The sequence below is a fragment of the Simiduia agarivorans SA1 = DSM 21679 genome (assembly GCF_000305785.2).
GTDB classification, from domain to species: Bacteria; Pseudomonadota; Gammaproteobacteria; order Pseudomonadales; family Cellvibrionaceae; genus Simiduia; species Simiduia agarivorans.
Genome location: NC_018868.3, coordinates 1,132,202 through 1,149,954, shown reverse-complemented (window position 1 = coordinate 1,149,954; position 17,753 = coordinate 1,132,202). Strand labels below are relative to the sequence as shown.

Sequence of the window (17,753 nt, the reverse complement as noted above, 5' to 3'; positions counted from 1 at the left end):
AAAATTCTCACTAGCAACTAGCAACTAGCAACTAGCAACTAGCAACTAGCAACTAGCAACTAGCAACTAGCAACTAGCAACATATTAAAACTTATAGCCCACCATCAGGCTGTAAACGTAGGGATCGATATCCACGTCCGCTGTCACCACATTGGTGCCGTTGGTAATTTTCGCATCGGTGTTGATATCGATATAACGCATGGAGGCGTTCAGCTGCCAGCGATCGTTCAGGTTGTAATCCACACCAATTTGCGCCGCCAGGCCCCAGGAGTCTTTCAGCGTTAATTTACTTGCACCCAGAATGCCTTCCAGATCGGCATCCACATCTTCGGAAAAGAACGTTGTGTAATTCAGACCCAATCCAACATAGGGGCGCAGATCGCCATTGGTGAAATAGTAAACTGCGCTGAGTGTGGGCGGCAGGTGCTGGGTTTCGCCTACGCCGGCACCATTCAGTGCGCCGCCTTTGGCTTTGATTTTGTGGGTAAACGGTGTGGCTGCCAGCAATTCAATGCCCCAGTTATCGTCCACCAAATAGGTTGCGGTCAGACCCAGTTGGGTGTTGCTGCCGATGTCGACTTTGCTGTCGGTGGCGGTGCCATCAATGGCAATAAAGCTGCTGCTGGTGTTGGGCTGCACGCTGGTAACACCTGCGCGGACTATCCAGTCGTTTGCACTTACTTGCTGGGTGGACAGGGCTGCAATTGCCAATGCCAACGTCGTCAGTGATTTCATCGTTAAACCTCATCGCTGTGTGATTTGTATGGGTGCACTGTATCGATTTGGTGTACCCATTTTATTGATCCAGATTAAGTAGACGGAGAGTCAGTTATTTTTTCTGGCAGGAAAAAATGGAGGTAGATCGGTTGCCGAAAATGTGGCACCGCAAACCTTGTTGGCGCCGGGTTTGTTGATGTAGCGCAATACCACTTGTGGACAACGTGCGTAGCCTGCTCTTCCTTTTTTTGTCCGGCAGGAATGCCGGAATGTCAGATTGCAGGAGAGGTTATGGCGATCACACTGTTTCAGCAGGGCGAGCATAAATGTTTGAGTTTTACTGACCTGGTTACCGGCGATGGTGTGCAGGCCAACCAATTTCTCATTGTTGATGGCGCCGAGGCTGCCTTACTCGACCCGGGTGGTGATCTGACTTATACCCCGTTATCAATAGAAATCGGCAAGCACATCAAAGCTAATCAATTGACCTATGTGTTCGCCTCCCATCAGGACCCGGACATTATTGCTTCCTTACCCCGTTGGTTGATGCATACCCAATGTAAGGTAGTGACCTCTAAACTCTGGTCACGCTTCTTGCCCCACCTTGCCTCCGGTTTCGTCACCGGCAAAATGGCGACCTCGGTGGGCGGACGGATAGTGGCAATTCCGGACGAGGGCATGGATATTGCGCTGGGCCAGTCAGTGATCAAGGCCGTGCCTGCCCATTTCCTGCATTCGGCGGGTAATTTCCATTTCTACGACCAAAAGGCCCGTATTCTGTTCAGCGGAGACATGGGCGCCTCCATGGTGGACAGCCCACCGGTGCAAGGCGTTCAGGATTTCAATGCGCATATTCCCCTGATGCGCGGCTTCCACCAGCGTTATATGGCCAATAACCGGGCCTGCCAGCTGTGGGTTGAGCGGGTATCGCGTTTGGACATCCACATGCTGGTGCCTCAGCATGGCAGTGCGTTTGTGGGCAAGGCCCAAGTGCAGCAGTTTTTGGACTGGATTTATGATCTGCCCTGTGGCACTGATTTGATGGGGTAGAATTCAAACGTACGTTTGATGAAGATGAAGAAAAAAGGTGGCCATTTACGACATAAATGGGGTGTATTCAGGCCTTTTTTTGCGCCGTCAAGGGTGACGGGGGGATGAGATTCGCGTATCTTTAGCGGCAATTTTAGCCCTGTGGACAAGCGGTCAGCAGGCAAAATAAGAGGGCGCAGGCCCCCAACCCATAGATGGCGAAGATGAATCTTAATTATCTGGATTTTGAACAACCTATCGCGGTTCTCGAAGCGAAAATCGAAGAGTTGCGGCTGGTGGGGTCTGATAACGACCTCAACATCAACGAAGAAATTGCCAAGCTGCAGGACAAGAGCAAAAAGCTCACGGCCAATATCTACTCGGATCTGAGTCCCTGGCAAATCGTGCAGGTGGCTCGCCACCCGCAGCGTCCCTACAGCTCCGACTACATCAAGCGCATGTTCACCGATTGGGATGAGCTGCACGGTGATCGTCACTTTGGCGATGACAAGGCCATCATTGGCGGCGTTGCCCGTCTGGATGGCAAGCCTGTAATGGTGATCGGTGAAGAAAAGGGCCGGTCTGTGCCAGAGAAGGTGATGCGCAACTTCGGCATGCCCAAGCCCGAAGGTTACCGCAAGGCGCTGCGCCTGATGGAAATGGCTGAACGATTCAAGATGCCTGTGCTCACGCTGATCGACACCCCCGGTGCTTATCCGGGCATCGATTCCGAAGAACGTGGCATTTCCGAGGCCATTGCCCAGAATCTGGCGGTGATGTCGCGTCTGCGCACCCCTATTATCTGTACCGTGATTGGCGAAGGCTCATCCGGCGGTGCATTGGCTATCGGCGTGGGTGACCAGCTTAATATGCTGCAATACTCCACTTACTTTGTGATCAGCCCTGAAGGTTGTGCCAACATCATCTGGAAAACCGTCGAAAAAGCGCCCGATGCCGCCAAAGCCATGGGTGTGACGTCCTCAGTATTGGAAGAGTTGGGTATCGTGGATGAGACCATCCCGGAGCCCCTGGGCGGTGCTCATCGCGATATCGATACCATGGCTGTCAACCTTCAAACCAGACTGATCGAACAAGTGGATCGATTGTCTGCACTCAGCACCGACGACTTGCTGGAAAAACGCTATAAGCGTTTGATGAGTTACGGTAATTGATGGGTAAATCTGGACTGTAAAAGCCGCTCATGCGGCTTTTTTTATTGCTTTACAAACGACAAATGGACCCTGTCTGATTTTATGAAGAAGCTCTTATTGCTCGTGGCTGCCGTTGCGCTGCTGATCAAATTTGATGTTATCCGTAGTCCGTTCACAACCGCACCGGATGATAGTCGGACATACAATGCTGAGGTTGTGCTGTATGCCACGGCCTGGTGTGGTTATTGCAAAAAGACCCGCAGCTTATTGGCGGAGCACGGTATCCCTTACGTGGAATATGACATTGAAAAGTCTTCTGAAGGACTTGTGCAATATAAAGCGCTCAATGGCAGCGGTATTCCGCTGCTGGTTGTAAATGGCGATGTAATTCGCGGATACAACCCCAAGCAAATTCTTGCAAGTGCAAGCAAATAGTTCTGTGGATGGTGAGCTGTTCCGGCAGGAACAGCTAAACCCGGTGCCAGTCAGACCAGGAGGGCTAGCCTAGCTGGTAGCTGCCTCAGATGTGCTCACGTGGCCGGCTACCACGCCGAACCGATTGTCCAGGTACGCAATAATGGCTTTGGACTCGTACAGCCATTCTACCTTGCCGTCGGACTCAATCCGCAGGCAGGGCGCCTGAATTTTGCCGCCATGCTTTTCCAACTCTGTCCGGTATGGCGAACCGTCGGCGATATCGCGGGTTTGCATGGGCAAATTCAGGCGGCGCAAAGCCCGTCGGGTTTTAATACAGAAGGGGCAGGCATAGAACTGGTACAGCGCCAGATTGTTGAGCTGGGCATGTACTTTGGCCTGTTCGGGCTTGCTGCGCTTCAATGGGCGAGGGCGGGTGATAAAATCCACAGCAATAATGATGCGCCCCAGTCCTTCGCGCACCAGTTTGAGCAAAAACTTCATGGAAGTTGACTCCACCGGTTAAGATTGGCGCGCATTATAGGGATTCAGATCACATTTTCCAGAGGTAAATCATGGCAAAAGCCTGCGCGCGCCATATTTTGGTCAAATCCAAGGCTGAGGCGGAAAAACTCAAGCAGCAGTTGGCAAAGGGCGCTGATTTTGGTCAGCTGGCTAAAAAACACTCACTTTGCCCCTCGGGCCGTAAAGGCGGGGATCTGGGCGAATTCAGACCCGGTGAAATGGTCAAGGCATTCGATCAGGTGGTGTTCAAAAAGCCCGTGCTCACAGTGCACGGGCCGATCAAGACCCAGTTCGGGTTTCATCTCATCGAGACAATCTATCGGGACGATTAATCCTCGGGCAGGAAGACCTTGCTCTGCTTTTTGGCGAGTTTGGCGGCCTTTTTCTGCTTGGGGGTTAACAGGGCTTTTTTCTTGGCTTCTTTACTGGAGCGGAGTTCTTTACTCATGGGAATTTTCCTCGGCTGAATAGCGTGACGCTGCGCCGGGGAAAGTGCCCACGCGCGCGCGGCCACGCCATAAAGCTAGGCTTGTACTGGCCAATTGTAAATAGCCCGGATGAAAAATAGTGTAAGTCTTACAGCGTGCGCAGGCTTTGGGCGATGTCGGTTGGCCGTTGCGTGGGGTCTTTGGCTAACATCCGATCGACCAGCGCGCACAGCGGCCCGGGCAGTTCGGGCATTAGCGTGTGAAGCAGTGGTGGTGGCCGGCTGATGTGTTTGAGCAACACCTGCGTGGTTTCCCCAGTGAACGGCAACTCGCCGGCCAGCATTTCGTAAACGGTGACGCCCAGCGCATAGACATCGCTGGCTGAGCTGGCCGCTTCGCCTGCAGCCTGCTCCGGGCTCATGTAACCCGGGGAGCCTATGACCAGACCGGCCTGGGTCTGGTGGTTATTGTTGCCGGTGCGGGCGATGCCAAAGTCCGAGATTTTGGCGTTGCCCCGGCCATCAAAGAGGATGTTATCGGGTTTGATGTCGCGATGGATAATACCCTCGGCATGGGCCTGAGCGAGACCATCCGCTACCTGCCGGGCAATGCTGATTGCGCGCGCCGCGGGCAGCTTTTTATGCTCATGGATCACGTCGGCGAGACTGCCACCGGTCATCCATTCCATCACCAACCATTGATTTCCCCTGTCCTCAAACAGATCGAACACCTGAACGATATGAGGATGGTTGAGTCGGGCCAAACTCAGCGCTTCGGTCTTGAAGCGGGCGAGCATGACCGGATCCTGCTCGAGGTGGCCCAGTAGTTTCTTAATTGCCACCGCGCGCTGCAAGCGGGTATCAAAACCCTGGTAAACGACACCCGCACCGCCCGATGCCAGCAAAGCGTCCAGCCGATAACGTTGGCCTTCGCCTACCAGGCCGAGCTCGGGCTTTGGCTGAAACACCTGTGTAGGTATCGCTGGCCCTGAACGCACCTGAGTGCTGGCAAGATCCTGGTCTGAGCCAGAGGCATTCAACGCCTGCCGGCGCACGGCGCCCGGCAGTGCGCCAAGCAGTAGCAGTACCGGAATGCCCAGGCTCCAGTAGCCGTAACGCGCATAGAGACGCTGTTGGGAATCCCGCAAGGGATGCTTGTGACTGACATTAGGGTTAAACACCTGGACGATACGCTTGCCCAGGGATTCCTTGGGCGGCGGGTAGCGCCAGTCCGCCAGTACCCCGGCAAGCCATTGGTTGGCGAACAGCAAATAGGCGACAACCAGCAAGGTGGCCAGCCAGGCGCCATGGGCGCGCGCGAGCCAGTCTTTGGCCAGTGTCTTGTCGCCGATGGCGTGGGGTAGCAACAGGCAGCCCCGCACCACCGAACCGATGGGCTGGATGGTTTTCGCGGGCAATGTTTTTATCAACGGGTGCATGGTAAACGGCAGCAATGGCTCGGATCGGTATTTTAACGTTTTACAGGCCGATCAAATAGATACCCGCAGATGCCTGGCGTTGGCCGGGTCAGAAGGCACCGGCCGGGCCTGGAAATACCACCGGGCTTTCGCTGCCGTCTTCCGCCACACTGGCAACGCCAAAGAAGTAATTGTCGATCACAATATTGTTCAGCGTGTAGGCATTGGTTTTACCCACATAACGACTGTAACGCCATTCTGAATCGGTGGTGAGTCGCCAGTAAATCCGGTAACCGGCCAGCTTGTCAGCGTGAGCCGGTGTTTTCCACTTGAGGGTGGTATCGGGGCTGACGGCGCCTTCAATGGACACGTCGGCCGGTGGCGCCGGCGCCCATGCCAGGCTGGCGAGCGTTACCGCATTGAGGTTTGTGAGTTTGGCAGCGTAGGGGAAGTTCACCCCGTCCAGCGTATCGCCGTAGGTGATGCCATTTTCCGTGCGCAGGTCCTGATGCTGGCGGTCGTAGTGTTCCCAGGTCTCCATGATCCGCACGCCGGGAAAGCCGGCCTCGTTAAAGGGACGATGGTGGCCGCCGCGCCCGAACCGGTCGAGCCGGTAAATCATCATGACATCCAGGTTGGGCACGTATTGCTCGCCGGCTTTCTTAATGTAGCGCGCCAGATTGCGCGAGGGCGAATCCACTTCGCCGCCGGTAAAGCGGCGCAGGCGCGCCTCGTCTTCGGTTTCCACATACCGGGTGCCTTCGGAAAATACCCGCACCGTGCGGTTGTCGATCACACCGTTGATGCCGGCGATATTGCCGATCATGTCATTGTTGAGTACCGCATCGATGTTCCAACCTTGTTGTTTGGCGTAGTTGGCGAGGATGGCGCCGCCGTAAAGCCCCTGTTCTTCACCGGACAGGGCGGCATAAACAATGGTGCCATTGAAGCGGTACTGACTGAGTATCCGCGCGGCTTCCAGTGCGCCGGCAACGCCGCTGGCATTGTCGTTGGCGCCCGGCGAATCAGCGCTGGCATTGAGCACATCGGTGACCCGCGAATCGATATCGCCGGCCATCATTACCACGCGCTGGGGGTCTGTTTTACCCCGTTGAATGGCAATCACATTGACCACTTCGGTGGGTTCGGGAATACGTTTGCCGCTGACGGTATCGGTCACGGTGATGACTTCCAGACAGCCGCCACAGTTCTTGCTGATGCGTTTGAATTCGCTTTCAATCCAGCGCCGGGCCGCGCCTATGCCGCGGGTGTCCGAGACTGTATCCGACAGGGTATGGCGGGTGCCGAAGGACACCAGTTTGGTGATATCGCGTTCAATTCGTTCTGCGCTGGCCGCGTTGCCGATGGCATAGAGTTCTGCCTTTTCCGCCGGCGGGGCCTGCCACTGGCTGGCGAAGGCGGGCAGGGCGCAGGTCAGAGCAGCGAGGAATAAATAGCGCATGGTAATGGGTTCCGTTACTGGGCGAGTTGAGTACCGCAAAAGGGACAGAATTCAATTTCAATGGACGACAGATTCAGTACTTCGTCTTCTTTTTCTGCCTCACCATTCGCTACATCCTCGGCGGTGGCCAGCCACAAACTGAACAGCTCCCAATGTTTCTGAGGTTTACCGTCTATTTTTTTTACCCGGTAGATTTTCAGGTGGTGCGGGTGGATATTGTTGGTACACATGTGGCCCTGGCCTAATTCGGCGTTGCTTTCGCGCTCCAGGTCTTGCTTGCTAAATCCACTCATTACAAGGGTCTCATGGTTGGGTAAAAGGCCGGTTATTGCGCGGCAAACACCAGGTTGCGGTTACCGTGTTCGCACACCATAAAGCGTGATTGCAATGGCGCACAGCTGGCCAGGTTCAGGTTCTGTGTGTCTGCCGGTGCATCGCTTACCGGCAAACTGGCTTTGTCTTTTTTCAGATAATGGTAAAGGGTTTCAAAGCGTTGCTCAAAACCGATGCCGCGCTCATGGTAATCGTAAAACAGGTAGCTGAACTTGCCAAAACTGGTGGTCACGCCGCCCAGTCCAATGCGGTGCATGGCATCCAGGTATTGGCTGTAGGCGCCATACAAGTAGTCGCGCACCTGATTTTCGTTTTGCATATCGCCGTTAAACGGGGCCAAGGCCATCTGGTTGTCGGCATCCAACGCGCCCTTAGCGAGATGGCGATTCTGGCGATTGGTTAACAGGCTGAAGCGGACACCATCGCAATGGATGTCTGTGCCGGTCAGGGCGCAATCCGGCTGCCGGCTTTGGGTCGCTTGCACTGTTGGTGCCGGGGCGGTCGCAGCGGAATTTTTCAGAGGCGTTGCGCGTGCCGGCGCGATGCTGGCAACTGTTGGCGTGGCCCGGCGGATGGGCGGTTTTACCTCCACCCCGATGCGGGCGGCGGGCCGCTTTAACAGCAGCGCCTGGGTCTGTTCATTGTTGTTTTTAAACTGGTAAAAGGCAGGCAGGCTTGCCCCTTCACCGCGGGCGCTGATTTCGCAGTACAGCTGCTCATAGTAGGTGGAGGCCATGGCAAAGCAAAAGCTGCCGGCCTTCTGGCTATGCGCAGGGGCTGCGAAGGCGAGCGTGCTGGTGGTAATGGCCAGTGTGAGCAAAGGGCTGGGACGCATTGTTGAGCCTGTCTGAAACGAAGGCTGACTATAGCATTTTCAGTCGCCCGGGTCCGGCGCCACGGCCAGGTCACCGGGATGCAGTTTGGCGTTGGCTTTGCGATCGCCCAGCTCGGCCAGCAACATGGCACCGATGATGGCACCGGCGCCCAGCCAGCCGGCCAGAGTCAGGCGTTCATCCAGCCAGATCGCACCGGCAATGTGCGCGAAAATCGGCTCCAGTGCAAACACCAGCGCCACCTTATGTGCTTCCAGCATTTGCTGGCAGTGGGTTTGTACCCAGAAACCGAAGGCGGTGGAGAGCACGGCCATCCAGATAAAGGCCCCGATGATGTCGGGCGTTAACAGGTTGGCCCAATGCTCGACGCTGAGGACGAATACGGTCTGGGACCGGTCGGCATCGAATATGGCCGAGGCGAGCAGGCTGTACACACTGACGGCCACCATCTGCAGCATGGCGAGCGCCAAAACCGGCAACTTGCGGGCATAGTGGCCGGTCAGCACGATATGGGTGGCGTAGCCCACTGCACCTGCCAGTACCAGTAAGTCGCCCTTGTTCAACGCCGACGCCCCACCGGTGAGTAACCAAAGCCCCAGCGACGACAGGGCTACGGCGATCAATACATGTTTGCCAATGCGCTGGCGGAACAGCAGCCAGTTCAGCAGGGGTACCAATGGCACCAGCATGCCGGTAATAAATCCGGCGTTAGACACGCTGGTGTGACGCAAACCTTCGGTCTGGGTGTAAAACGCCAGAAACAGAACAAAGCCCAGGCCGGCACTGGCACCCAGCAGCATTTTGCCGTGCTCTGCAAAAGCACGGCGATTGCCGCTCCAATACCAGAGTGGCAGCAATGACAGGGCGGCTAATGCAAACCGCAGTGCGTTCAGTGATTGCGTGCTGAGCTTGCCGAGCGCGTGTTCGGTCACCACAAAGCCCACCCCCCAGATGGCGCAAACCAATACCAACATAAACAGGGCAAAGCGGGTGGAATGGAGCATGGGTGGCCTCGGATCGGATAACAACGGGTGCGCTGTCCAGGTAATCGGTGAATTAACAGGACAGGACTCTAGACGATCATTGGCGGCAATCCCAGAAATCCGTTGGCGGTATCACCCACTTAATTCAGTGACTGCCCTGCAAACCGTCCTGATTCCAGCTCCGCTATGCGACGCTTGTAGGCATCCGTAATGCAGGCGTTCAGGTCATCGCTTTTCCAGCAGTCGTCCCGGCCTTTGATCCAGCCGCGTTGTTCGGCTTTCAGCATTGCAGGATCGGCGGCCTGCGATTGGGCCAGTCTGAAAGCGCGGGCAAGGTGTTGGTCCAGCAGGCCAAGTTGCGGGTGGGCGCATATGTGCTCAGTGACCTGGCTTTCGGCCAGCCGGCAGTCAAAGGTGGGTTGGGTGTTGCGTGGCTGGGTGTAATCCACCGAATGATCGCAGCTGCCATCGGTTTCGCAATCATTGATGCCATCGCCGTTCAGGTCCCAGCTGGGATGCATGCGTTGTGCCGGTGGCTGAATGTCAGTGTCCTGTGCCTGACACGCGAAGGTCATCAGTGCGAATACCAGCAAGCCCGGCAAGACAGGTTTCATCGCGTTGCTCCGGCGTTAACCTCGTCGATCTGTTCATTGAGTGTCCAGAGGTCGTAGAGGTAACCGAACAAAAACAGGCCGCAGGTGAAAAACCAGATGATGCCGGTAATCCATTTACCCATGTAAAACCGGTGCACACCGAAAAAACCAAGGAAGGTCAGGAATATCCAGCTCAGGGTGTAATCGGTATTGCCTTCGGTGTAGCGGCGGTCGGCGGTGCGCTCCATGGAGGGAATCAGAAACAGGTCCACAATCCAGCCGATCAGAAACAGACCAAAGGTGAAAAAGTACAAGGTGCCGGACAGTTGGCGACCATAGTAAAAGCGGTGGGCGCCCATAAAGCCAAAAATCCAGAACAGATAGCCCATGGGCAGGTTGTGGGTATCGTTGGCCCGGTTTGCAGGAGAGGTTGGCGTATTCATCATTCGATCCTTGGCGCATGAAGCACTAATGTAGGGCCTGACACTGCCGACGTCAGCCCGGTTGCGGCCAGCAGTGCGAGGTGTGCGTTAGCAGGCTGTTGAACACCCCCTCGCTGAGCCTGTGAGGGGGCTATCAATGGCTTATCAGATGCCGAATTTATTACCCAGCGCCTTTAAGCGTGCCCGCATATCAGCGGTAACCTCTTCGGGCTTGATGCGTTTGATAATGCTGGTCAGGACACTGATTTCTTCCTGGGTAATGACGCCATCCCGCTCTGCCAGAGCGATTAATTTACCTAATTCATCGGCGTCGAGCTTGCCGTCATTGGTAAAGCATTCGATTGACAGCAGCGACATTTCAATATGTGCCATGGGATTTCCTTATTGGAGTTCAGTGGTAATGAGGGTTTTCACCGAGTTGGCGATAAAACACAACGCATGGGCTTTGTGGTGCAATTGTTCCTGAGCCTCCCGACTGGGCGTGTCGCCAGTAAAGGTCACGGTGGGGCGAAGTGTGACCTGGGTCATGGCGATTTTGCCTTCGGCATCTTTTGCCATTGTGCCAATTGCCGCGTCGGTATAACTGTCAACGCACCAGCGTTTTTTGGCGGCCAGTGAAAGGAAGAACAACATGTGGCAACTGGAGATGGACGCGACAAAGGCCTCTTCCGGGTCCACGTTGGCTTCTACAGACCAGGGCAAGGGGACTATGTGCGGCGACGCGGAAGCCGGCACGGTTACTCCACCATCAAATTGCCATTGATGACCACGGCTGTATTGGTTATCGGTGAATACTTCGTCGGGCTGGCGGGACCAGACGACGGTTGCGGTGTAGTGGCTCATTCGACTTCCTTAGGGGCGTTTAAACGATTTTCGGGCGCTGGCTACTTTGGCGCGGATGCAGCAACCCTCCACATGATCGTTGATCAATCCCATGGCCTGCATAAAGGCATAAACCGTCGTGGGCCCTACAAATTTCCAGCCGCGCTTTTTCAGATCTTTTGAGATGGTTTTGGAAACATCCGACGTGGATTGGGTTTGCGGTGTGCCGAGGCTGGATGGGGAAGGCTCAAATTGCCAGAAATAATGCGCCAGGGAGCCCTGTTCTTTAATGAGCTCCAGTGCTCGTTGTGCATTGTTAATGGTGGCTTCTATTTTGCCTCGGTGCCGTACAATGCCTTCATCAGCCAGTAATCTGGCAATATCCTTCTCGTTGAAGCGCGCCACTTTTTTGAAGTCGAAGCCTTTGAAGGCAAGGCGGAAATTTTCCCGTTTGGCCAGGATGGTGCGCCAGGACAGCCCTGACTGAAAACCTTCCAGGCAGATTTTTTCGAACAGACGGATATCGTCCGCAACGGGAAACCCCCATTCAGTATCGTGGTAGGCAAGAAATTCAGGCGCGGCACCGGTCCATTGGCAGCGGGGCTTCTGGTCGGGTGCGATAAAATAATCCGTCATGATAGTGTCCTGTCTGGTGCACGGAAACCCTTACTGCCAGTGTAACAGGAGAGGAATGCAGGCAGCCAGTTGCGTGGCTGCCCTGGCAGGCTGTTGATAAGCCCTTACATTCCCAAAGACTCAGGCAGAAATAGCTGCCAATACCGGCGTGGCAGGGGACGCTGCGGAAACCAGTTGAGGAACGCGCACAGCCGCTTCGTTTTTCACTGAGCGTAATGGGCAGAGTCCGGCGTTGATCAGCGCACTGGCAGTGGTGTCGGTCATATAGATTTCCGCCACAGCTTGCGCAATGGGGTCGCCGTCTTCGTCCGGGCGGATATGCAAGGGCAGGTCGTTGACCTGATTCAATACCCGGTCGCTGAAATCCCAATAGTTTTGCTCAAAGGTGTTGGCAATGAGCAGAGCAGCCAGGTAGGCGCCCGGGCTCCAAAGGTAGTTTTCATGTGGCGCCTGATGATCCAGCTCTTCAAACGCCAGATATTCCAGCGGTGCGGTTTTAGCGCCATAAGGCAACCGCAACAGAAATCGCGGGGCGGCGATCAACAGGGATTCGGCCTGCGGCTCGGCCCGCAATACCGACCACAACTGTAAGAACTCTGCGTCGGACTGGTGTGTCCAGTCCCGTGGATCGGGCGTAGTCGACAGGCTTTCACACCCGGCAATGCGCTCACTGCCACTGATCAGCGCAATGCCGTCTGAGTAAACTGCCAGGGCGGACAGACCAGCGGCAACGCGGATGTCCTCGACCCGGTCTTGCAAAGTGATATCGCTGAGCAGAACCGAGTAGGGGACGCCGCCCGGTTGTGAAGGCTCTGCTACGGTGCGACGGTAAATCTCCGTCTCGGTGATGTCGTTGCTGCGATTGAATTGCTCGCGCAGTTCTGCCTCGCTGATATCCAAGACAAATAGTTTGAGCTGCGCACTGGATTGGATGTTTCGACACAAAAAGTCGAGCGCGCGCCAATTGGCTTCCAGGCGCTTAAAACCACCGCGGTGCATGAGTTTACGCAAGGCTTGCTGGCTCGCCTGCTCCACGCTCGCGACAAGTGGGGCTGCGCGGGGGTCTTCCGCGGGTTCAATGAAGGGTGACACGATTGATCGGATGAGCGCATCGGGGTCGCGTACCTGATCAAGCAGGTCGTGCGAGTCGCCGCTTTGTGCGCCAGCCAACAATTGGTCAAACAAGGCCGGTGCGACCGGGGTATCTTCACCCGTGAGTTGCTGCAAAGCGGTGTTAAAGGTGGCGGGATTGGCCAATTGCTGTTTTAACGCACGCAGTTGCTTAAACAGGGCCGTATTGGTGTACAAATAGTCCGGGTGCAGATGATCAAATTCGGCAAAACCAAGTGATTCGTCCTCATTGGGTAAGTCCAAAGCAACGTTCAGTGCAGAAAACCGTTGCTCGAAATTATCCCGGTTGATCTCCAGTATTTTCCGTTCACTCAAGGGAGTTTCACGCCGGCTGCCGGTTCCGCCCAGATCGGCCATCAGCAGAATGTGCAGAGGCATGCCGGCGTCGTCGGTGGGCAGGGCTTTGGGGGAGTGCAGGTCGTCGCCGGAACCGAAAACGATTCCGCCGGTATGGATGCTGGCGCGTGTCATTGAGATCCCTCTTTGCAGCAATATGTCGAAGGCGGAGTGTAATGATTTACTCGCAGGGACTGAACAGGGCGTTATGGATTGCAGGCGAAATAGGGGATAAAACCACCGATTCTGCTTTTGTCTTGGTACGTTGGTTTCAGGGCTGGAAAATTGCGGTTGCCTGTCCTTGCGGGCTTTGTAATGATGGCCTGAATAAAGACAATAATCAGGAAACTCCATGTCCCAGGCGCCAGCGGATACCGGCGATAGCACCCCAATCTCCATTTCAGATCAGCTATTGGATGTGAATCAGTGGTTACCAGAACCATTGCTGTCATTCTGGACGCTGGTTATTGATCACCCCTGGCTCGGTGCGCTGATCATCGTTGTGGGTTTTTACCTGCTCGGGCTCGCGCTGCGCACTGTGCTGGTGGGGCTGGTGGGCAAGCTCACCGGACTCACGGCATCCACCGTTGATGATCGGGTACTTGCCGCGCTGAAAAAACCTATTTTCAATACCATTTTCTATTTTGGGGTGTCGCTGGCCATCGCCGTGGTACAGCTGCCGTGGGGTGGTGAAACCCTGGTCAAGCTGGCGGTCTCGGTGATAGTGGCCAGTTGGATGAGTGCCGCGTTGAAGGTGACCTCCATCGTGCTGGATGCGCTCAGCAATGCACATCGTTTCCGGATTGTCGATTCCCGCACCGTCCCGTTGTTTGACCTCACGATAAAGCTGATTGCCATCATGATCGGCAGTTATCTGCTGCTGATGATCTGGGGTATCAATCCGGTGGGCTGGCTCGCCAGTGCGGGTATTGCGGGCTTGGCTGTGGGCTTTGCGGCCAAGGATACGTTGGCCAATCTGTTTTCCGGCTTTTTTATCGTAGCCGATGCGCCTTACAAAATTGGCGATTACATTAATTTGGATTCGGGTGAGCGCGGAAAGGTGTGTGCAATCGGATTGCGCAGTACCCGCTTACTGACGCGGGATGATGTGGAGATCACGATTCCCAATGGCGTGATTGCCAGTGCAAAAATTATTAACGAGAGCGGCGGGCCAGAAGCGCTGCGTATTCGCATCGTGGTGGGTGTGGCCTATGGCAGCGATGTGGATCTGGTGTGTGAGTTATTGGCCAGAGTGGGGCGGGAACACCCGGATCTGTGTGATGACCCTGCACCGAAAGTGCGCCTGCGCGGGTTTGGCGCCTCCAGCCTGGATTTCAATCTGATGGCCTGGATAACCAAGCCTGAAGACCGCGGCCGCATCGCGCACGAGCTCTATATGACCATCTATAAACTGTTCAATGCCCACGGTGTCGAAATTCCCTACGCCAAACAGGATGTCTACATCAGGCAATGGCCGGCCAACGATCAGAAGGAATCAGGATGAACTCAGCCAAGGAAACGGTACCGTCGCCCGCGCCGGCGATCAGTGGGCGCTATCAGCGCCCGGATTATCGATTGTATGTGTTGGCGTTGTTGACGCTGGCCTATGTGTTCAACTTTGTGGACCGGCAGATTATTTCTATTTTGCAGGAACCCATCAAACAGGAATTTGCGTTGTCGGATACCCAGCTGGGAGTACTGAACGGGTTTGTCTTCGCGATTTTCTATGTGGGCTTCGGCATTCCCATTGCCCGCTGGGCCGATGTGGGTAAGCGTAAAAATATTATTGCGCTGGCGATCAGCCTGTGGAGCCTGATGACCGCCCTGTGCGGTATGGCGCAGTCCTACCTCCAGTTGCTGGCGGCGCGTATTGGTGTGGGTATCGGCGAAGCGGGCTGCAGCCCGCCCGCGCATTCCATGATTTCCGATATATTTCCGCAAAAATTCCGTGCCACCGCCATGGCCACCTATTCTCTCGGTATCAATATTGGCATTCTGGTGGGGTTATTGCTGGGTGGCTGGTTGAATGAACTCTACGGTTGGCGTGTTGCGTTGTTTGCCGTCGCGGCGCCCGGCATCCTGATTGCATTGCTGATTAAATTCACTGTCGATGAACCCACGCGATTAAGTATTAAGCAAGAAAATGCAGCGCAGGAAACAGTGCCCTTCTTGCAGGTGGTGGCGCATTTCTGGCAACAGCGCACGGTGCGTTGGCTGGCCATTGGTGCGGGCCTCAGCAGCTTTGTGGGATATGGCCTGGCGAATTGGTTACCCTCTTTTCTGGTGCGGTTGCACGGCATGGGTACCGGAGAAATCGGCTCCTGGTTGGCGATGATCGCCGGTGTGGGAGGCGCTTTAGGTACCTTTGCTGGAGGCTATTTGGCGGACAGGCTAAGCGAAAAAAATGTCCGCTGGGCCCTGTGGGTTCCAATGGGAATTTTACTCGCGTGCGTACCGTTGCTATCACTGACACTGCTATTGGACGCCAAGCTGAGTGCACTGCTGGTGTACATCATTCCCGGCAGTATCATGACCGGTTATATCGGCCCTGCAATCGCCGTGACGCACAATCTGGCCGACAGCCGCATGCGGGCCATGGGATCGGCCTTGCTGTTTCTCGTGATTAATATTGTCGGCCTGGGATTGGGGCCGGTGTATGTGGGGCTGGTCAGTGATTGGCTGGGTGCCAGCATGGGCGCCGAGGGCTTACGTTATGCCATGCTGAGTGCGGTGGTTTTGGGTGGCGTATTGGCAGCGTTTTGTTTTTATCGGGCCAGTTGTTTTTATTCTCGTGAACTGGGCCAAATGCGGCTAGGCGATTAAGTCTATTCAGAGGTTGGTGTATTGTAGGGTGGGTTAGCGCTAGCGTAACCCACCGTAACACCTTTCTAAAATAAAACGCCGCTCGTTTTAATTGGTCGGTTTTAGATCTGGGTCCGTTGCTGGCCCTGCCGTTCCAAACACTCTATCCAAAATCAGGCTGGTAAAGCCAAAATTCCGATTGCCCAGTGCATGATGCAGTTGATGATGACGGGTCCATCGGTTCAGTGGCTTGCCCCAGTGCATCAGTTCAATGTTCGCATGAATGCCCACGGTAAACAGCATGCCAAACACATGCAGAATGAACGCTGGCCCCAGTGAAAAATCTACCATCAACATAAACAGTGGTGCACTCAGGCCAATGCTTAAGGCTTCGATAGGGTGAACCGAGTAAGCACTGAATGGTGTAGTGATCACCGAACGGTGATGAACGCCATGTACTTTCCTGAATAACCTTGTATGAAAAAGACGGTGGATGCCGTAGGAATAGACTTCGTAATAAATCACGAACAGCAACACCTGAAAAAACCACTGTGTTAGCGATTCGGGCCAGACCCCACCATAGAGCTCCCGGGTGAACAGGCTGGTGCAGGCAAGTAGCAAGCAGGTCAACAAGCTCCACTGTATTTCCCGTTGGTATTGTTGGGAACCCACGGCATTCGCATCGTACGAGCGCGCTGTACCCGTGCGTATCAGCCATTGGCTGATACGGCTTACACCAAAGGCGCCAATCAGATAGATGGCAATGTTGGCCACTGCGGCCATTGCCCAGGCAATGGCAATCGGTGCGTCAATCCAGTAGTGGATCAGCGGGTTCAGTAAATCGAAAAACATTATTTTGGCTTCTGAACCCTGAATTCCACATAAATGCCTGCATGGTAGCGTATCTCATCAAAACTTGGTGTGGCGGCGGGGGCTGGTTCACGGCTGTCACTGAGGTAAGAATCCGCCCGCTTTGAACGGGATGCGGTGACCACAATCTCTTCTAACGCCATGGCGCCCGCGGTGGGTGCCATTTCCACTGACGCCTTGCGAAAACTGATGGGTTGCAGGTCCAGGCCCAACGCTTGTTCATATTCAAGCTTTTGTTGCATCAGTTTGGCAAGTGCGTCCTTTTTGACTTTAGCTTCAAACTTTTCTTTCTCACTGTGCTCAAAGCGCGTGCCGCCGAATTCCACCTCTTTGTGTTTGTCTGCAAGGGTGGCTATGCGCTGCATGTGGGCTTCATCCGATACCTTGATGGTAATGCGGTTAAGTACTTCATAGCTTTTGGGCGTGTCGCCAAACCAGCCAAACTGAGGTGAAGTGGCAAATTTTGCGTTCTTGATGGCATCGGGTGCGATGCCTTCGGCAATCAGTGTTTTGGTGATGGTCTCCCTGATCCGGGTGTTGGCCTGCAAGGAGTCCGCAAGATTTTTGGCTTCCGTACGCACCACCAGATCGATAACAGCAATATCGGAGTAAGCGGTCTCTTCGGCCTCGGCATAGAGCATGACCTGGTTTTCACTGGGGTGGAGGAATTGACGCAACTCGTCAGGGCTGCCTTTGAGTTCGGGTGATGCGAGAGCGGGCAGTGCACAAAAGGTGAGGGCTAGGGCAAGAAACTGGCGCATAAATTTCCTTATTTAACATTGAGCGCCTGAACTTAATCAGGCGCATTGTGCGTGACAGTGCTTAGAT

Annotated in this window: 21 protein-coding genes; 6 read left to right on the top strand and 15 right to left on the bottom strand. The window is 54.9% G+C overall.

Translation table 11 applies throughout. From position 1 onward, the window contains the following. Window positions 1-84: 84 nt before the first annotated feature. Window positions 85-735, bottom strand: a complete 651-nt coding sequence (locus M5M_RS05190) for an OmpW/AlkL family protein (protein ID WP_015046416.1) — start codon at window positions 733-735, stop codon at window positions 85-87. A 273-nt stretch (window positions 736-1,008) separates the two neighbouring features. On the opposite strand from M5M_RS05190, the gene M5M_RS05185 reads away from it, so the two are divergent. From M5M_RS05185 to M5M_RS05175, 3 genes are all read left to right on the top strand, one after another. Beyond that, window positions 1,009-1,767, top strand: coding sequence for an oxygen-binding di-iron domain-containing protein (locus M5M_RS05185; RefSeq protein ID WP_015046415.1), 759 nt, complete (start codon window positions 1,009-1,011; stop codon window positions 1,765-1,767). 203 nt (window positions 1,768-1,970) lie between these two features. Then, complete coding sequence (locus M5M_RS05180; RefSeq protein WP_015046414.1) at window positions 1,971-2,918, top strand: acetyl-CoA carboxylase carboxyltransferase subunit alpha; 948 nt, start codon at window positions 1,971-1,973, stop codon at window positions 2,916-2,918. Between the two features lie 81 nt (window positions 2,919-2,999). After that, on the top strand, window positions 3,000-3,332 hold the full coding sequence (locus tag M5M_RS05175; protein ID WP_016389228.1) for a glutaredoxin family protein: 333 nt from the start codon (window positions 3,000-3,002) through the stop codon (window positions 3,330-3,332). Between the two features lie 69 nt (window positions 3,333-3,401). Here the strand turns inward: M5M_RS05175 and M5M_RS05170 are convergent, their stop codons facing one another. Continuing rightward, window positions 3,402-3,815, bottom strand: coding sequence for a glutathione S-transferase N-terminal domain-containing protein (locus M5M_RS05170; protein WP_015046412.1), 414 nt, complete (start codon window positions 3,813-3,815; stop codon window positions 3,402-3,404). Window positions 3,816-3,886: 71 nt separating this feature from the next. Here M5M_RS05170 and M5M_RS05165 point away from each other — a divergent pair, with 71 nt between their 5' ends. Further along, entirely contained in the window at window positions 3,887-4,168 is a 282-nt protein-coding gene (locus tag M5M_RS05165) for a peptidylprolyl isomerase (RefSeq protein WP_015046411.1), read from the top strand. 244 nt (window positions 4,169-4,412) lie between these two features. On the opposite strand, the gene M5M_RS19340 is transcribed toward M5M_RS05165, so the two are convergent. The 11 genes from M5M_RS19340 to M5M_RS05110 form a co-directional block, all read right to left on the bottom strand. After that, a complete protein-coding gene (locus M5M_RS19340; RefSeq protein ID WP_144062393.1) occupies window positions 4,413-5,702 on the bottom strand; it encodes a serine/threonine-protein kinase in 1,290 nt (429 codons plus the stop codon). Between the two features lie 88 nt (window positions 5,703-5,790). Then, complete coding sequence (locus M5M_RS05155) at window positions 5,791-7,143, bottom strand: M28 family metallopeptidase (protein WP_015046409.1); 1,353 nt, start codon at window positions 7,141-7,143, stop codon at window positions 5,791-5,793. 14 nt (window positions 7,144-7,157) lie between these two features. Then, on the bottom strand, window positions 7,158-7,436 hold the full coding sequence (locus tag M5M_RS05150; protein WP_015046408.1) for a hypothetical protein: 279 nt from the start codon (window positions 7,434-7,436) through the stop codon (window positions 7,158-7,160). A gap of 32 nt (window positions 7,437-7,468) precedes the next feature. Beyond that, window positions 7,469-8,311, bottom strand: a complete 843-nt coding sequence (locus M5M_RS05145; protein ID WP_015046407.1) for a hypothetical protein — start codon at window positions 8,309-8,311, stop codon at window positions 7,469-7,471. Window positions 8,312-8,350: 39 nt separating this feature from the next. Then, entirely contained in the window at window positions 8,351-9,313 is a 963-nt protein-coding gene (locus tag M5M_RS05140; protein WP_015046406.1) for a DMT family transporter, read from the bottom strand. Window positions 9,314-9,432: 119 nt separating this feature from the next. After that, on the bottom strand, window positions 9,433-9,906 hold the full coding sequence (locus M5M_RS19335; RefSeq protein ID WP_015046405.1) for a lysozyme inhibitor LprI family protein: 474 nt from the start codon (window positions 9,904-9,906) through the stop codon (window positions 9,433-9,435). After that, window positions 9,903-10,328: an NINE protein gene (locus M5M_RS05130; RefSeq protein WP_015046404.1), complete on the bottom strand. Its 426-nt coding sequence runs from the start codon at window positions 10,326-10,328 to the stop codon at window positions 9,903-9,905. The genes M5M_RS19335 and M5M_RS05130 overlap by 4 nt, the downstream gene beginning before the upstream one ends. A gap of 144 nt (window positions 10,329-10,472) precedes the next feature. Then, the gene (locus tag M5M_RS05125) at window positions 10,473-10,700 is read right to left on the bottom strand and encodes a hypothetical protein (RefSeq protein WP_015046403.1); all 228 of its coding nucleotides are present in this window, start codon (window positions 10,698-10,700) and stop codon (window positions 10,473-10,475) included. 9 nt (window positions 10,701-10,709) lie between these two features. After that, window positions 10,710-11,171, bottom strand: a complete 462-nt coding sequence (locus M5M_RS05120) for an OsmC family protein (protein WP_015046402.1) — start codon at window positions 11,169-11,171, stop codon at window positions 10,710-10,712. Window positions 11,172-11,180: 9 nt separating this feature from the next. Next, window positions 11,181-11,786, bottom strand: coding sequence for a DNA-3-methyladenine glycosylase I (locus M5M_RS05115; protein ID WP_015046401.1), 606 nt, complete (start codon window positions 11,784-11,786; stop codon window positions 11,181-11,183). Between the two features lie 120 nt (window positions 11,787-11,906). Beyond that, window positions 11,907-13,388 carry a type VI secretion system contractile sheath domain-containing protein gene (locus M5M_RS05110; RefSeq protein ID WP_015046400.1) on the bottom strand — a complete coding sequence of 494 codons (1,482 nt, stop codon included), beginning with the start codon at window positions 13,386-13,388 and terminating at the stop codon, window positions 11,907-11,909. 217 nt (window positions 13,389-13,605) lie between these two features. On the opposite strand from M5M_RS05110, the gene M5M_RS05105 reads away from it, so the two are divergent. Together M5M_RS05105 and M5M_RS05100 are read left to right on the top strand one after the other, a co-directional pair. After that, complete coding sequence (locus M5M_RS05105) at window positions 13,606-14,757, top strand: mechanosensitive ion channel family protein (protein WP_015046399.1); 1,152 nt, start codon at window positions 13,606-13,608, stop codon at window positions 14,755-14,757. After that, window positions 14,754-16,076 carry a spinster family MFS transporter gene (locus M5M_RS05100; protein ID WP_015046398.1) on the top strand — a complete coding sequence of 441 codons (1,323 nt, stop codon included), beginning with the start codon at window positions 14,754-14,756 and terminating at the stop codon, window positions 16,074-16,076. The genes M5M_RS05105 and M5M_RS05100 overlap by 4 nt, the downstream gene beginning before the upstream one ends. An 87-nt stretch (window positions 16,077-16,163) precedes the next feature. Here M5M_RS05100 and M5M_RS19330 read toward each other — a convergent pair whose 3' ends face one another. Further along, window positions 16,164-16,907 (bottom strand): sterol desaturase family protein, encoded by a 744-nt coding sequence (locus M5M_RS19330; RefSeq protein ID WP_015046397.1) that lies wholly within the window; start codon window positions 16,905-16,907, stop codon window positions 16,164-16,166. Continuing rightward, window positions 16,907-17,686 (bottom strand): SIMPL domain-containing protein, encoded by a 780-nt coding sequence (locus M5M_RS05090; RefSeq protein WP_015046396.1) that lies wholly within the window; start codon window positions 17,684-17,686, stop codon window positions 16,907-16,909. The genes M5M_RS19330 and M5M_RS05090 overlap by 1 nt, the downstream gene beginning before the upstream one ends. Window positions 17,687-17,753 lie beyond the last annotated feature (67 nt).

Excerpts from the sequence above, each read along its gene's own strand:
- M5M_RS05190 (WP_015046416.1), bottom strand. The coding sequence starts at position 735 with ATGAAATCACTGACGACGTTGGCATTGGCAATTGCAGCCCTGTCCACC.
- M5M_RS05185 (WP_015046415.1), top strand. The coding sequence starts at position 1,009 with ATGGCGATCACACTGTTTCAGCAGGGCGAGCATAAATGTTTGAGTTTT.
- M5M_RS05180 (WP_015046414.1), top strand. The coding sequence starts at position 1,971 with ATGAATCTTAATTATCTGGATTTTGAACAACCTATCGCGGTTCTCGAA.
- M5M_RS05175 (WP_016389228.1), top strand. The coding sequence starts at position 3,000 with ATGAAGAAGCTCTTATTGCTCGTGGCTGCCGTTGCGCTGCTGATCAAA.
- M5M_RS05170 (WP_015046412.1), bottom strand. The coding sequence starts at position 3,815 with ATGAAGTTTTTGCTCAAACTGGTGCGCGAAGGACTGGGGCGCATCATT.
- M5M_RS05165 (WP_015046411.1), top strand. The coding sequence starts at position 3,887 with ATGGCAAAAGCCTGCGCGCGCCATATTTTGGTCAAATCCAAGGCTGAG.
- M5M_RS19340 (WP_144062393.1), bottom strand. The coding sequence starts at position 5,702 with ATGCACCCGTTGATAAAAACATTGCCCGCGAAAACCATCCAGCCCATC.
- M5M_RS05155 (WP_015046409.1), bottom strand. The coding sequence starts at position 7,143 with ATGCGCTATTTATTCCTCGCTGCTCTGACCTGCGCCCTGCCCGCCTTC.
- M5M_RS05150 (WP_015046408.1), bottom strand. The coding sequence starts at position 7,436 with ATGAGTGGATTTAGCAAGCAAGACCTGGAGCGCGAAAGCAACGCCGAA.
- M5M_RS05145 (WP_015046407.1), bottom strand. The coding sequence starts at position 8,311 with ATGCGTCCCAGCCCTTTGCTCACACTGGCCATTACCACCAGCACGCTC.
- M5M_RS05140 (WP_015046406.1), bottom strand. The coding sequence starts at position 9,313 with ATGCTCCATTCCACCCGCTTTGCCCTGTTTATGTTGGTATTGGTTTGC.
- M5M_RS19335 (WP_015046405.1), bottom strand. The coding sequence starts at position 9,906 with ATGAAACCTGTCTTGCCGGGCTTGCTGGTATTCGCACTGATGACCTTC.
- M5M_RS05130 (WP_015046404.1), bottom strand. The coding sequence starts at position 10,328 with ATGAATACGCCAACCTCTCCTGCAAACCGGGCCAACGATACCCACAAC.
- M5M_RS05125 (WP_015046403.1), bottom strand. The coding sequence starts at position 10,700 with ATGGCACATATTGAAATGTCGCTGCTGTCAATCGAATGCTTTACCAAT.
- M5M_RS05120 (WP_015046402.1), bottom strand. The coding sequence starts at position 11,171 with ATGAGCCACTACACCGCAACCGTCGTCTGGTCCCGCCAGCCCGACGAA.
- M5M_RS05115 (WP_015046401.1), bottom strand. The coding sequence starts at position 11,786 with ATGACGGATTATTTTATCGCACCCGACCAGAAGCCCCGCTGCCAATGG.
- M5M_RS05110 (WP_015046400.1), bottom strand. The coding sequence starts at position 13,388 with ATGACACGCGCCAGCATCCATACCGGCGGAATCGTTTTCGGTTCCGGC.
- M5M_RS05105 (WP_015046399.1), top strand. The coding sequence starts at position 13,606 with ATGTCCCAGGCGCCAGCGGATACCGGCGATAGCACCCCAATCTCCATT.
- M5M_RS05100 (WP_015046398.1), top strand. The coding sequence starts at position 14,754 with ATGAACTCAGCCAAGGAAACGGTACCGTCGCCCGCGCCGGCGATCAGT.
- M5M_RS19330 (WP_015046397.1), bottom strand. The coding sequence starts at position 16,907 with ATGTTTTTCGATTTACTGAACCCGCTGATCCACTACTGGATTGACGCA.
- M5M_RS05090 (WP_015046396.1), bottom strand. The coding sequence starts at position 17,686 with ATGCGCCAGTTTCTTGCCCTAGCCCTCACCTTTTGTGCACTGCCCGCT.